This is a genomic window from Citrobacter sp. LUTT5 (assembly GCF_009905315.1).
Lineage (GTDB): Bacteria > Pseudomonadota > Gammaproteobacteria > Enterobacterales > Enterobacteriaceae > Citrobacter > Citrobacter freundii.
The window spans coordinates 2,195,500-2,208,516 of sequence record NZ_CP047606.1; the positions used below are offsets into that span (position 1 = coordinate 2,195,500).

Annotated in this window: 13 protein-coding genes and 1 pseudogene; 6 read left to right on the forward strand and 8 right to left on the reverse strand. The window is 48.7% G+C overall.

What is annotated here, in order from left to right; genetic code table 11:
• Positions 1 to 10: 10 nt before the first annotated feature.
• From GUC46_RS10510 to GUC46_RS10530, 5 genes are all read right to left on the reverse strand, one after another.
• Positions 11 to 2,296: a fimbria/pilus outer membrane usher protein gene (locus GUC46_RS10510; protein ID WP_160180185.1), complete on the reverse strand. Its 2,286-nt coding sequence runs from the start codon at positions 2,294 to 2,296 to the stop codon at positions 11 to 13.
• A gap of 55 nt (positions 2,297 to 2,351) precedes the next feature.
• The gene (locus tag GUC46_RS10515; RefSeq protein WP_003020869.1) at positions 2,352 to 3,074 is read right to left on the reverse strand and encodes a molecular chaperone; all 723 of its coding nucleotides are present in this window, start codon (positions 3,072 to 3,074) and stop codon (positions 2,352 to 2,354) included.
• A 14-nt stretch (positions 3,075 to 3,088) separates the two neighbouring features.
• On the reverse strand, positions 3,089 to 3,619 hold the full coding sequence (locus GUC46_RS10520) for a spore coat protein U domain-containing protein (RefSeq protein WP_003020867.1): 531 nt from the start codon (positions 3,617 to 3,619) through the stop codon (positions 3,089 to 3,091).
• 309 nt (positions 3,620 to 3,928) lie between these two features.
• Positions 3,929 to 4,660, reverse strand: a complete 732-nt coding sequence (locus tag GUC46_RS10525) for a MerR family transcriptional regulator (protein ID WP_003020862.1) — start codon at positions 4,658 to 4,660, stop codon at positions 3,929 to 3,931.
• Between the two features lie 203 nt (positions 4,661 to 4,863).
• Complete coding sequence (locus tag GUC46_RS10530) at positions 4,864 to 6,093, reverse strand: diguanylate phosphodiesterase (protein WP_016150366.1); 1,230 nt, start codon at positions 6,091 to 6,093, stop codon at positions 4,864 to 4,866.
• Between the two features lie 317 nt (positions 6,094 to 6,410).
• Between GUC46_RS10530 and ycgZ the strand changes: the two genes are divergently transcribed.
• The 6 genes and pseudogenes from ycgZ (at position 6,411) to GUC46_RS10560 (ending at position 9,169) form a co-directional block, all read left to right on the forward strand.
• Positions 6,411 to 6,647 (forward strand): regulatory protein YcgZ, encoded by a 237-nt coding sequence (ycgZ, locus tag GUC46_RS10535; protein WP_121571806.1) that lies wholly within the window; start codon positions 6,411 to 6,413, stop codon positions 6,645 to 6,647.
• A 41-nt stretch (positions 6,648 to 6,688) separates the two neighbouring features.
• Complete coding sequence (locus GUC46_RS10540; RefSeq protein WP_016150365.1) at positions 6,689 to 6,961, forward strand: hypothetical protein; 273 nt, start codon at positions 6,689 to 6,691, stop codon at positions 6,959 to 6,961.
• A gap of 34 nt (positions 6,962 to 6,995) precedes the next feature.
• On the forward strand, positions 6,996 to 7,262 hold the full coding sequence (locus GUC46_RS10545; protein ID WP_003020849.1) for a biofilm development regulator YmgB/AriR family protein: 267 nt from the start codon (positions 6,996 to 6,998) through the stop codon (positions 7,260 to 7,262).
• A gap of 132 nt (positions 7,263 to 7,394) precedes the next feature.
• Positions 7,395 to 7,598 (forward strand): annotated as a pseudogene (locus GUC46_RS24245) (LuxR family transcriptional regulator); the annotation flags it as partial.
• A gap of 49 nt (positions 7,599 to 7,647) precedes the next feature.
• Positions 7,648 to 8,808, forward strand: coding sequence for an IS30 family transposase (locus GUC46_RS10555; RefSeq protein ID WP_049015173.1), 1,161 nt, complete (start codon positions 7,648 to 7,650; stop codon positions 8,806 to 8,808).
• Positions 8,759 to 9,169 carry a LuxR C-terminal-related transcriptional regulator gene (locus GUC46_RS10560; RefSeq protein ID WP_371729166.1) on the forward strand — a complete coding sequence of 137 codons (411 nt, stop codon included), beginning with the start codon at positions 8,759 to 8,761 and terminating at the stop codon, positions 9,167 to 9,169. Before GUC46_RS10555 ends, GUC46_RS10560 begins: the two co-directional genes overlap by 50 nt.
• 78 nt (positions 9,170 to 9,247) lie before the next feature.
• Here GUC46_RS10560 and GUC46_RS10565 read toward each other — a convergent pair whose 3' ends face one another.
• The 3 genes from GUC46_RS10565 to GUC46_RS10575 all read right to left on the reverse strand — a co-directional run bounded on the left by GUC46_RS10565 (position 9,248) and on the right by GUC46_RS10575 (position 12,987).
• The gene (locus tag GUC46_RS10565) at positions 9,248 to 10,507 is read right to left on the reverse strand and encodes an MFS transporter (protein ID WP_096878370.1); all 1,260 of its coding nucleotides are present in this window, start codon (positions 10,505 to 10,507) and stop codon (positions 9,248 to 9,250) included.
• A 65-nt stretch (positions 10,508 to 10,572) separates the two neighbouring features.
• Complete coding sequence (locus GUC46_RS10570) at positions 10,573 to 11,520, reverse strand: aminoimidazole riboside kinase (RefSeq protein WP_106108100.1); 948 nt, start codon at positions 11,518 to 11,520, stop codon at positions 10,573 to 10,575.
• Positions 11,521 to 11,550: 30 nt separating this feature from the next.
• On the reverse strand, positions 11,551 to 12,987 hold the full coding sequence (locus GUC46_RS10575) for a glycoside hydrolase family 32 protein (protein ID WP_130714600.1): 1,437 nt from the start codon (positions 12,985 to 12,987) through the stop codon (positions 11,551 to 11,553).
• Positions 12,988 to 13,017 lie beyond the last annotated feature (30 nt).

Genomic DNA, 13,017 nt, shown 5'->3' on the forward strand with positions numbered 1-13,017 from the left:
CGCACTCCTGTTAGTGTGGGCGACAAACCAGCGGGCCTATTTGCACAATCCCCTTTGCTGACACGGGATAGTCAAATTGCACGCGACAACTACCGGTGTCCGTCTCAACGCGCAGCGTGTTGTGCTGTTCCAGGGTGTCGAACCAAGTCATCCCATCAAAACCAACGACAGACGACTGTCCTTTTCCGTTGATGGCGTAAGCCATGCTACCTTCAGGAATTGGCTTACCCTGATTGTCGACGAGGATAACCTGCGCAGCACGTACGGTGGTGATGCCAAAACTAACCAAAGTACCGGAACGATCTGCAGGCGTGGCATTCGTCTCAACGCGTGCGATCCGCATATTGGTGGGGAGATCCATCGGGTCAATACTGATCAGGTTTTTTTGATAACTGTTGAGCGGCGTGACCAGCAGTAGTCCCTGGTCATCGCTGCGGCCAATCAGGTTATTTTGCAATTTGACTGGAACATCAGGCACGCCGTCAGTTGAGACGACGGCAAAACCATTGTTGATTTCCCTTGCTGCAAACAAGCCGCCTCCCATGGTCACCAGCGATCCGGTTGCGCCTGCGTAGCCGTAATGGTTATCTGGTAAACGGCTGAATCCCGCGTACGCTTTACCATAACGCCCCAGATATCCTACTTCTCCCTGGCCACTTTGTCGGGAAGCCTGCTGACTGGCGGCCAGATTCCAGCCCCAACCGCCGTCGGCAGGCGGCGTCTTGCTTGCGTTGAGCTGATAGCCGGTTTCATCGTTGGTGCGTTGTAGCGTGCTGCTGGCGCTCAGATTGTTATCAGTGGTAATCGTTACCATCAGATAGAGACTGCGAGCGCGGTTATCGTCAATGTTCTGGTTGAATCCGGCATTCAGTGAGATGTTGTCTGTAACGGATTTGAACCAGCTGGCGTTAGCGTAGCGCACCGCATTTTCGTGTGGATAACGAAACTGCAGGTAACTCAGGCTGACATTTCCGGCAGATTCCAGCGAATAGCCAATGACCGTGTTGCTGTTAAGCGTTGGGGGCGGCTCACCATAATGGGTGGCGACATCGCGGTAATCGCCAGAAGTTGCCGTGGTACTGGTACTGAAATTAAACCGTCCGCCGGACCAACGATAACCAAAGCTATACAGAAATCCGTTCTGCCCTGAATCGCTACTTGCGGCAAGTGATGTCGAAAATGTGCCGCTGCGGGTTCCCGGGATCCAGTCGTTACTGAAGCCTGCGTTAATTAGTCCATCGCTGGTTTCTGCGTGAGCCCCGGCGGTCAACGTATTGCTAAACCCGCGACGCCACGTAGCGCTCAATACCGGTGCGCTGGCATAGTCAAAAGAGGAATAACCATAATTTTCGCGTACCGTGCCCAATTCTGCCGACCAGGCGGTTAATCCTTCCCGCAGGAGTTGTTGATCGTTGTAGAACGAAAAATTTTGTACGCTCGTTCTGCCCAACGCATCTGTCATCATCACCTGACCCGTTCCCGCGCCGCTGATGTTAGGCATGGTGTTGATCTGAAAACTACCTGCGGGGACTTCTCCGTTGTAGTACCTGACACCGTCCACGTACAGCTCAACGTTTGATGGCAACGTCGCGGATCCCAGATATGCAGGGAGCGGGGTGGTTGGCATATAGGGCTGTAAACCAAAATCGGTGCCTATCTGAATGCCACCGATACGCGTTGGTCGGGACCAGATGAGTGAGCTTGTCAGGGTATCGCCAACGGTTAACGCCAACATCGTATCAGGAAATGAGGTACGCCAGCTGGTATCAAGGCGCTCAAAGCTGTTATCGGCGTATCCCTCGGTGGAGTACTGCGTCAACTGGGTGGTGCTGAGCACGCCGGCAGCATTGAAGGCGCGAAGTTCACTGAAGGTATTTATTACGCTCTCATCCCCCTGCTGGGTATAGATATCATAATTGAGCAGCGCTCCGCGTGATGTTGACGCCGTTGGCGCGGTTTCGGTAGGCGAGTTAAGCTGCGTGGTGGCAAGATCGAGTGAACTAAGTGGCGCAGTAAGCGAGAGCGTTTGCAACTGAACGTTGTAGTCAATGGTTAACTGGGGGATATCGTTCAGGCAGACGGCGTTAGTGGCGTCTGGAGCAAAGCGAAAGCCCATTTTACTCAGGGTATTAGCTCCCGCATAAAGCTTTCCATTATCGTAGCCAAAATGTACCAGCCCAACGGGATTCCCATTTAAGGTGACATCGAGATACAAATCGACTCCCGTAATTTGTGAGGTGCTATTAATAACACCATTCTCACTCTGGTTATTATTCAGCGTTTGTGCGCAAACCATTCCCGATATTAATACTCCATTGAGAAAGCAATATTTCACCAGAAGCCAGAATCTGTTACAGATCTTGTACTGTTTTTTGGCCATTGATTGTGACTTCAATTTTCCCGCCATAATGATTATTACTGGCCGACGGGGAGACTATCCAGCGCATTGTTGAGCCTGGTAAAACGTAGCCTAATAGTCCGGGTGTAATGACTTTTTTAGTACCGTCAGGGCTTATAAATGTTGCAGCAGATAACTGTGCATGCCCATTTCCCTGATTACTGACTTCAATAAATTTTTTGCCATCCAGTTGTTGTAATTTCCATTGCAGTTTTGCCTGAGTTTGTGCCGCTGATGTTGGCTGAATGAAAACGGGAACGGAATAATGCAGCACAAACTGAAGCTTATTTTTTTCAACTTTTGCAGGCGGTAACTCATCTATCGACAAACGATAAGCGTCTTCGGCATGTGCCGAGGGAGGGCTTGTGCGAATAACTCGAATCAACTGACGTTCTCCAGGGGCTAATGCCAACATCGGCGGGCTTATCACCAGCCCCTGAGAGGGGGAAAGTTTGTTGTCATAAGCACTTTGACTCCAGCGAAAAACCCGAACCTGGGCATTGAGCACATTTTCACCCGCGTTACTCAACCAGATACCATCGGCATTTTGCGTCGCTTGCAACGTTAACGTGACCGGGGCTATTTGCAGCCCACTGGCAGTGGCAAGGTTGGCGCTCGCAACCATCCCTAGCAGGCATGCGCAGGCACACTGCTTAACAGGCAGTTTTACTCTCATATAGCTTCCTGAAGTTAGTAGTTAACGTTAACCGTTACCGTGTCGGCATAGTCGTCAGGAGTGAAGTTGGCGCTCGGTGCGGTGGCATAAACAGTAAAAGTTTGCACCAGGCCGGTCCCTGTCGCTGCTACGCCATTCCCAGGTGCGGTGTCGGTGGCGGTATTTCCCCATACCGGACCTGTTGCTGACGTGCGATTTAGCTGATAGGGCACTTTATCGGTATTGGTAGCAGCGTTAGCCACAGAGGACATGGCGCCCGAGCCCGTCGTCGTCCCTCCATTAGCGGCCGACGGCGCCAGCCCGATAAAATAGGGCGTGGTTTTTGAGCAATTAATTGAAATAGTGTTGCTTGCACTGGTATTTGTCGCCGTGGTATTCACCGGACCAAGTGTGATATTTGAAGCCGAACCCGCAGTCACGGTACAGGCCTTTTGAATCGTCATCAGCACCTGAAATGTTCCGTTAACGGTTGCTGCATTTGCCACAGAGATAATGGAAAAGGCGCAGCAACAAAGAATTAAGCGTTTGTCTAAGACTAGAGCCATATCCTTTACCTTTTTCAAATAACCACATTTATTACTTTAGAAAAACAATAATGTGGCACAAGAAGACATAATTTAACCCTAGAATAAGTATTAGGTGTACGCCAGTTGATCTAATGAATTTTACTTAGGAAAAAGGTGATGTCGTCGACAAAAAAATAATACCAACGGGTGAGTATGTTGTTTTGTTTTTATGCTATGGCGGGTGTTAAGTCAGGAGAATAGGGGGCAACATATTCCTTGGATGGTACTCAAAATAACCACCCAAAAAATGAGAGTCGTATGATTTATCTTACACGTATTACGTATTGGCTACGGGCTGTGGAAAATGACCTTATAACCTTGCTCATTCCAGTGTTGTAGCAGTTCATTTTGTCTGCGGGTTGGCGCGATACCGGTCCAGACAAAAAGCGTTTGCCCAGGGAAAAGTTCAGGTCTTGGCGATTCAATGGGTTCAGCCAGAACGGCAATATGCCAACCAGATTGCGATAAACGCCAGGCTTCGAGCCACAGACGGGTTCTGTCTTCAACATCCCAGGCCATCAGGAGAGCATCCTTTCCTGACTTGCGCCGCGTTTCAGACAGCAGTGTTGCAACATATTCAATCAATGCGCCATCAAGCATGCTGTTCATTATGCGGGATGTATTATGGTCAAGTATCAGCCGTTGACGTACGGGAAGATAAACGTGATCAATCAGCGCATCTACGGGGTGAACGCGACCGAGTGCGGTAATTTTGGCTCGCAGCTTCGGTGGATGCGCCATGCGAAGAATGCTCATCATCTCTTCTTGTAATTGATTCCAGTCGTCGTCAGCTTGACGGGTACTGGTTTCCAGCAATGCCTTAACTTTACCAACAGGTATGCCATTGCTAATCCAACGTTTTATTTCTTCAATACGCTGAATATCTTCTTCATCAAAGAGTCGGTGGCCACCTTCACTGCGTTGAGGTTTGAGTAAACCGTAACGTCGTTGCCATGCCCGAAGGGTGACAGGATTTATCCCGCAACGTTCTGCGACATCCCCAATGCTGTAATAAGCCATAGTTCCCCCGGACACTCCTGATTCTCCGTCACCGATATGCGGTTCCTGCTACTGTGTACAACATTCATCAAATTGTACAAAACATATATAAGATTCTAGCAAAATTAAGATTTACTTTACTATCATGCAAGGAGTAAATGCTGTTTTTTTATGTTCGGCATGAGGGCGGTTGTGGTGATTGTTGATTTATAACAATGCGTTAGTTATTGTGACGCTGAGAAATCATTTTTCTCTGGCCATGCAACAGATGGAATACCATTCAGGCAGGCTTGTGCAAAAAGGTTACCCTGGAAGATTTCAATGCCCGCGGATTCAAGCCACATCCACTCTTCGGGTTTTTCAACGCCGACTGCGGAAATCATAATTTCCAGTGACGCGCAGCATTTGATAATTGCCTGAATGATAGCCTGCCGCGGTCCACTTTTATGCACATCCGTGATCAGCTCGCGGCTTATCTTAATTCGGTCGGGTTGAAAACGAGACAGAAGCTGAAGCCCGGCAAAACCTGCCCCAAAATGGTCTATCGCCACACAGATCCCCGCAGCCTTGAGTGACTTCACGGCCTGCGCGAACGTATCAAAGCGAGAAATAACTTCACTTTCGGTAAACTCTACAATGATTTGTTCAGGCACTAGCCCGTGCGCAGCGATTTCGTTTATAAGAAAGCTGACTGCATTGGGTTTGTTTACCAGGGTCATGGGGAGCAGATTGACTGACAGCATTTTGTCGTTAAGTCCCAGTGCGCTTGCCATTGCAAAAGCAGTCTTTTTGCTCTGCAGATCCGCGGTATACAGTTCCTCAGGATTTAAGTTGTCAAAATAAGTTGCGGGCGTTTCACCGTCTCTACCACGAATAAGTGCTTCCAGGGCAATGACGCGTTGCGACATAGGATCGATAATTGGTTGAAAAGCAAAGCTGAAATCGATATCGGATGGGAGTGTGTTTTCATCCAGGAGAGTACAAGAGTTGTCGGCAATAAAACTCCAGCAATCTGGCGCTGGTATTTCAAAATAGCTCGATTTTTCCGTCGCAAGGACAAATGTGCGGAAAAACTGTAACGCCCTGTCATCATAGGTGAGCTGAAATTTTGATGTTCCCTTATTCAGCACAGCTTGCAGAACGTCATTGCGTTCATGTTTTTGTAGATCAAATAACTCCATTCCCACTTTTCCGAATCTTCTCGCAGGAGCGTAATCACACATCAGCTCAACGATATTGTGGTGCCGTGGATCGTTACAAATACAACAATAAATCTCTTTTACCTGCTCCTCAGGGCCTTCAAGCAGTTGGAAAAAGTGGTGACCGTTAAAGAGTAAGATTCCGGTAACATCAGATCGCCTGTTTTTGATATTTGCGGCTGTCACCATATCCTCAAGCGCTTTGAGGGGGGCGTCATCACGTAGATGGCTGCGGTAAATAATGGTCGTGAGCATGGACAGTCCGGGAATAAGGGAGAGGAAGGTATATGACAGTATCAGACAACCCAGGTTATGTCCTGATTTTAATACATTATTCTAACTTTAACTTCACAATTGAACGGTCTGATTAAGATGAAATTTAGCCATGTTACGGCGTGGTTTGTACAGTGATCCTAATGTTTATATCAATTGAGACAGCCGTAAGTAATTGATTTATATTATTTAGCACATTTTGGTAAAAACAAATTAATCTTGTTGTACACATTTTTGGTACAACTTTGCTACTGTTATAAAACTTAATATTCACCAGCATTTTGATACAGGAGCATGACATGCAGCAGCATAACGTTCGCACTGATACTGCAAGCGCGATTTCTCGTTACTTTGCAAAGGCGCATCTGCCAACTCAACAGGAAACATTGGGAGAAATCGTCACTGAGATACTCAACGATGGACGTAATCTGAACCGCAAATCACTTTGCACTAAGCTTCTGTGTCGTCTTGAAAAAGCATCAGGGGAGAAAGAACAAAAACATTACAATGCGTTAATTGGCCTGCTCTTTGAATAAAATAAACCCCTTATATGATAGGGGTTAGTAGTGAAGGCGTTATGAAGAAAACTGATAGTGAACGCTTGAAACATGAAATTACAGGTTTGGCTGTGCTGGAAATTCTGCGAATGCATAGAGACGTTTCGTTAGCTGCAGTGATTAAGCAATTGCGACTTATGCAGGCCAGTGAAATGGATGGCACACGCAAGCAATTAATTGACAGCGTTATCAATGATTTTACAAACATTAATCCGGAGAAAATAAGCAGAAAACCGGATAAAACCAGAGATGAGAGTGCATTCAGTGCCAGCAAAAACCCTAAATTACATTAAAGATAATCTTCCAGACTATACAAGCGAGGTTACCATGCTCCATGAAATTAATGTCCACAACGTAATGACGGATAAAGCTTTATCAAGTTACTTCCATAATGCAGGTGAGCTATTAGCAGATGAGTCTGTGGTATTGGGGCAGGCGGTAACAAATGTAATTCTTGCAGGTGATAATGTTAATAATAAAAACATCATTTTAAGCCTGATTGGTTCTCTGGAGTCAACGGTTGACGTTGTCCAGGCAGATGTTATCAGAAAAACCCTGGAAATAGTATTGCGCTACACAGCTGACGATGTTTAATAAGTCTTCATATTAACAAAATATGTACAGTACCCTTGTTATATGCTGAAAGCCCTTATGCTAAGCATTTTTTGGATTAAGACTATACATAGCACCCCTCTAAATCAATTATGATTTTTCATTGAGGCCATAATGATGAACATCGTTCAGGAACATACTCTAAACGCAGAGTTATGGATTGATGATATTTTTATCAGGCAAGGGTTAAAGAATATTCTTGCAGATATCGTTTTTGAAGATGACAAGGCGCGACTTGTATTCTTTACCGCGAATCACTTTGAGGCGGTAAAAAAGCAAAATTACAATCTGAAAACGCATCGTCTGGTATTGCTTGTGAGTTCAACGGGTCGATGCAACGCTATCCTTAATCAAGGGGGACGTTGCCATGAAACGAAGAACTCGGATTTACTACACGCCAGAGCAGAAGGCGATTATCTGGGACAGATATAAGCAAGGTGATTCCCTGCATGATATCGCCAGAATGTTCGACAGATATCATTCTTCTATTATGCCCACTATCCACCAGACTGGTGGATACCGTCCTCCTGTGAGAAAGCGGCACCGATTAGCGCTTACGCTTGATGAAAGAGAGGAGATATCCAGAGGATTGGTAGCAAAACTCAGTATCAGGGACATCGCTGCCAAATTATCAAGAGCGCCCTCAACGATTAGCCGCGAGGTCAGGAGGCACGGAGGTGCCAGGCAATACCGTGCAGCAAAAGCCGATACTTCTGCGTGGGAAAATGCTCTGAGACCAAAACCTTGCAAGCTAATTGAAAGCCCCACATTGTGTAAAATCATTGCAGAGAAGATGCATCAGGACTGGTCGCCGGAGCAGATCGCCGGTTGGCTGAAACGCTGTTATCCGGATAATCAGGAAATGCATGTGTCACACGAAACGATTTATAAAACGCTTTTTATACAAACCCGGGGCGCATTAAAAAAAGAGCTGCAACAATGCCTCAGAAGCGGAAGAGCGGTTCGTAGATCCCGAACGTCATCACTTAAAGGGAAAGGATTAGGGAAAATCCCGAATGCGCTATCTATCAGCGAAAGGCCACCGGAAGCCGCAGACAGAGCCATACCTGGTCACTGGGAAGGTGATCTGATCCAGGGCTCGAAAAACTCCTATATCGTCACCCTTGTAGAACGCCATTCCCGCTTTGTTATGTTGGCCAAAATCAGGGACAATAAGACCATAACGGTTATATCTGCACTCATCAGACAAGCCCGGGAATTACCTGTTGAGCTTTATAAAACATTAACCTGGGATCGGGGCGCTGAAATGACCAGCCACACCCGGTTTACTGTAGCAACAGACATCCAGATTTACTTCTGTGATCCTCAATCTCCCTGGCAACGTGGCTCAAATGAAAATACGAACAGATTGCTCAGACAATATTTTCCAAAGGGAACTGACTTATCGGTTCACAGTCAGCAGAGACTAAACAGCGTTGCGAGACAGCTCAACGAAAGACCGAGAAAAACGCTAGACTATGAATCACCCGCAGAACGGTTCAATAAGTGTGTTGCGTCCATCAGTTGAACTCACACTGATTGATGGTCATTTGTATCAGTATCTTAATGATGTTTCGCTTTACAGACTACCAGTAGATATCGGAGTTGCCTCAATCAAACAATTTATTATTGATATTACTCGTGCTGGTGGTAATCACGAGAATCAATCTGATTCAAATATCTCATTAACCGCGAGAGATAAATATATTTTAACGCAGTTAGGAGAAGGTCGAACTATTTTTGAGATATCCGCATTGTTAAATCTACACTTAAAAACGATTTACCAGGCCCGGCAGAATCTGATCAAGAAGCTTGGTTGTTCTGGGCTGATTGATTTTCAGGGAATACTGCGAGCGCAAATATTCCGCAACTGGCTGGAACATGCCTGAGTAAATCGACAGTTCGAACTTACTGTTGAGGTGGTACGACAGGACTAATGGCCCTGTCGCGATATTAATAAAACTTCGCTACTCAATCACCAGTTCATTGATACCCTTCTGCTGATGATGCTTTTTACTCAGCGAGAAGTAGCCAAATATTAGTGTTATTACCACGATGCTCGCCATAATCAGGAAGATTTCCTGATAGCCCACTTTATCAAACAACTTACCGACAGGCAGTGACAGCACGATGATGCCAATGGAACTGGCGATATTGAAGCCAATAAGATATATCGTTGACGACAGGCGCTTATCAAAATTCGCTACGCTGAATTTAAACACTGAAATAACAAACAGTGGGACCTCCAGCGCATGGAGCATTTTAATCAAGGAGATAATATATATATCGGTGAACAGTGCTGAACCCAGGATTCGACAGGTCATGATTGTTCCACCCAGCAGCAATGCGGATTTAGGCCCGATGCGGTTAATCAGGAACGGAACCAGCGCCATACCGACGGCCTCCATAAAGACTTGTACCGAGTTGAGGTAGCCGTATACGCGTGGTGCCAGTTCGGGATCGTCAAATAAGCTGGCGTAAAACACCGGGAACATCTGCTGATCGTAGATGCTATAGAACGACCAGGTGCCGACGACAAAGATAACGAAAAACCAGAACTGCGAATCTTTAAAGATGGTGAGAAAATCCTTTCGGGTCAGCGCGTCTGGCTCGGGCGAACGTGTATCCGTGGATGCCGGGGCCGGTGCGTCGGTTTTGAACACCACGTTAATCACCAGGAATAACACCCCCATGACCGACACGCACCAGAAGTTAATGTGTGGGTTGATGCTGAAGAAGATACCGCCAACAAAAGTCCCTGCGGCGTAGCCAAGCGATCCCCAGAAACGAGCAGTGCCGAATTCAAAGTTGAATTTACGGCTCACTTTCTCGACGAAGCTTTCCACCAGACCGCAACCGGCGAGATAGCCAAGGCCAAAGAAAATGGCGCCTAGCACCATGCCAAGCTTGAAGTTGGAGACCAGCAGCGGTTCATAAACATAAATCAGGAACGGACCGCTGAGCGTGATGACAGTCCCCATCATCCAGATAAGGGGTTTGCGGGTACCGAGCTTATCCTGCAGAAAACCGTAGCCCAGCATAAACAGCATGCTGAAAAACTGGTTTACGGCATACAGCATTCCCAGCTCCGTTCCGGACAGGCCAAGTTTATTTTTTAGCCATATTGCATAAAAAGACCACCACAACGACCAGGCGGCAAAGAAAAAGAGCAGATACCCGGATGAGTATCGATATTTATCATTACTGAACGGCATATTTATCTTCATGATTTTTCCAATCCAGATCAGGTCATTGTAAGGTCTTTCTGATACGACGTAACGAGTGCGCTTTATTACGAGGTAATCGTTCTCCGTAGCGACGGTTGCGACTGAATAAAGCTGCTCAGGTGTTGGCTGTCGGGAAACGCGCTTAGCGCGCCACGCCGGGTGGTCGCCAGAGCACCACAAGCGCTGGCCTGCTCGATAAGCGGAAGTAGCGTTGACGTCGATGTGGGCCAGCCTTCTCCGGCGAGTGCCGCCAGCAGCCCGGCCATAAAGGCATCACCGGCGCCGGTGGTATCGATGCTGTCGACGTGATAGCCGCTTAAAGTCAGCCTATGGTTTTGCCAGAAAGCGATTGCGCCATCGGCGCCGCGGGTGATGATTTTCAGGCGTGCGGGAAAATCAGCCAGGCGTTCGCAGGCGCTACTAAGACAGTTAGTTTGTGTTAGCCACAGCAGCTCTTCTTCCGACATCTTCAGAATGTCGCTCTGCCGGGCAAACTCGCTGACAAGGTCAAACATCTGCGTCTCGTTGCTCCACATCTGCGGACGCAGATTGATGTCAAAGCTCAGCGTACCGCTGGCCTGTCGCAATGCGGCCATTGCCTGGGTGAGGGTGGCGCGGCACTCAGGGGCAACCAGCGCCAGCGAGCAGAAGTGCAGAATATCGGCACCAAAGTCGGGCAGACTCGCCGGGCTGAGAAATTGATCGGCAGACGGATTAACTAAAAACTCAAACTGCCGCTCACCGTTGGGAGCCAGTGAAACCAGTACGGTACTGGTGTGCTGTTGTGCATCAAACTCCAGACTTCCTGTATCCACCTGCGCTGTTACCAGCGTCTGATGCAGAAAGCGGCCAAAAGTGTCATTGCCCACACGGCCGATAAAGCCGCTGTCATGGCCGAGGCGGGCGACGCCGATGGCCACATTGAAGGGCGCGCCTCCCGCACAGGCTTCAAACTGCATATTGTCGCGCGGTAGCAAATCCACCACGGCATCTCCGAGCGTCCAGATTGTCATTATTTTTCCCCAAAGCAGTGAGACGGGTGGTTAATTGGCGGCGAGCGGCCAGGCATGCCCGTTATTAAAAATGGCGTGTCCATTCTGGCTAAATAAGGTCAGTTGGCGATCGTCCGGTTCAGGATAAATACGGCTGCTGAGGGTGTACTCGCCGTGATTAACAAAGACTTCTACCGACGAACTATCGATAAATAGACGTAGGTCCAGCACATCATTGGCGGGCAGCGGTACGCTACGGCAGCCCGACAGGCCGTGTTGCGGATAGCGGCGTTCCAGCACCAGACGCTGTGCCTGGGTATCGACAAAGACGCGTAGCCCGTCACCCAGCGCGATGCCATACTGTTCAGCATGGCTGCGGGCGATATCGAGGCTCAGTTCGACTTCGAGAGCATGCGCCTGTTCTTCTACCATCAGGGTGCGATTGTTCAGGTCACTGACCGGCCAGACATGAAGCTGACCGCGTAATGTCTCCAGCTCTTTGACCGGGTTCATGCGCAGCCGCAGATCTGCATCGAGCGTCACTTCCCGGGGAAGAGTAAGCATGCCCGCCCAGCCGTCGGCCTGTTCTGGCATCGGCGACTCCCACATGGATAGCCAACCGATCACCACGCGGCGACCGTCCGGAGTGATAAATGACTGAGGGGCGTAAAAATCATGCCCGTGGTCCATCTCCTGGAAGGGTTGGGTAACGTGGAACTGATGGTTATCCTGCCATTCGCCGACCATATAGCCGCTCTGGAACAGGTTACGGTAATCGTATCCGTCCGCGGCGATGCCCTGCGGCGAGAACATGAAGACGAGTTTATTGTCCAGCGGGAAGAGGTCCGGGCACTCCCACATGTAGCCCATGCCGTCATTGGCCTGGGCGAGCGTGCTGGCAAACTGCCAGTGCTGCAGATCCTGCGAGCGATAGAGCTGTACTTCACCGACGTCATCGACCCGGGCGCCCACCACCATGTACCAGCTCTTTCCCTCTTGCCAGACTTTCGGATCGCGAAAATGGTGAACGCCCAGCGGGGTATCCAGAACCATGCCCTGGCGTTCAAAGTGAATCCCGTCGGTGCTGGTGGCCAGACACTGCACCTGATACAGATTTTCCTCTTTCGCTTCACCGTCGAATTTGTGCCCGGTGTAGATCAGGGCCAGCTTATTGCCGTCAACCACCGCTGAACCGGAAAAACAGCCGTCTTTATCTTCCGGCCCTTCTGGTGCCAGTGCGATGGGTAAGTGCTCCCAGTTCACCATATCGCGGCTGCGCGCATGGCCCCAGTGCATTGGTCCCCAGACCGGCTGCCACGGATAGTGCTGATAGAACGCATGGTAGTAACCATCAAACCAGGACAGGCCGTTAGGGTCATTCATCCAGCCCGCCGGAGGGGCGAGGTGATAGCGCGGATACCAGCGCGGATTGATACGATCTTTTTGCTGGTTTAGGGCCTCGTTGGCCGCGGCGAGTAATGCTGTCATTTGCTTGTCCCTATCAGTGAATTAAGTAAA

Coding starts and splice junctions, on each gene's coding strand:
- GUC46_RS10510 (WP_160180185.1), bottom strand. CDS start 2,296: ATGGTTTGCGCACAAACGCTGAATAATAACCAGAGTGAGAATGGTGTT.
- GUC46_RS10515 (WP_003020869.1), bottom strand. CDS start 3,074: ATGAGAGTAAAACTGCCTGTTAAGCAGTGTGCCTGCGCATGCCTGCTA.
- GUC46_RS10520 (WP_003020867.1), bottom strand. CDS start 3,619: ATGGCTCTAGTCTTAGACAAACGCTTAATTCTTTGTTGCTGCGCCTTT.
- GUC46_RS10525 (WP_003020862.1), bottom strand. CDS start 4,660: ATGGCTTATTACAGCATTGGGGATGTCGCAGAACGTTGCGGGATAAAT.
- GUC46_RS10530 (WP_016150366.1), bottom strand. CDS start 6,093: ATGCTCACGACCATTATTTACCGCAGCCATCTACGTGATGACGCCCCC.
- ycgZ (WP_121571806.1), top strand. CDS start 6,411: ATGCAGCAGCATAACGTTCGCACTGATACTGCAAGCGCGATTTCTCGT.
- GUC46_RS10540 (WP_016150365.1), top strand. CDS start 6,689: ATGAAGAAAACTGATAGTGAACGCTTGAAACATGAAATTACAGGTTTG.
- GUC46_RS10545 (WP_003020849.1), top strand. CDS start 6,996: ATGCTCCATGAAATTAATGTCCACAACGTAATGACGGATAAAGCTTTA.
- GUC46_RS10555 (WP_049015173.1), top strand. CDS start 7,648: ATGAAACGAAGAACTCGGATTTACTACACGCCAGAGCAGAAGGCGATT.
- GUC46_RS10560 (WP_371729166.1), top strand. CDS start 8,759: ATGAATCACCCGCAGAACGGTTCAATAAGTGTGTTGCGTCCATCAGTT.
- GUC46_RS10565 (WP_096878370.1), bottom strand. CDS start 10,507: ATGAAGATAAATATGCCGTTCAGTAATGATAAATATCGATACTCATCC.
- GUC46_RS10570 (WP_106108100.1), bottom strand. CDS start 11,520: ATGACAATCTGGACGCTCGGAGATGCCGTGGTGGATTTGCTACCGCGC.
- GUC46_RS10575 (WP_130714600.1), bottom strand. CDS start 12,987: ATGACAGCATTACTCGCCGCGGCCAACGAGGCCCTAAACCAGCAAAAA.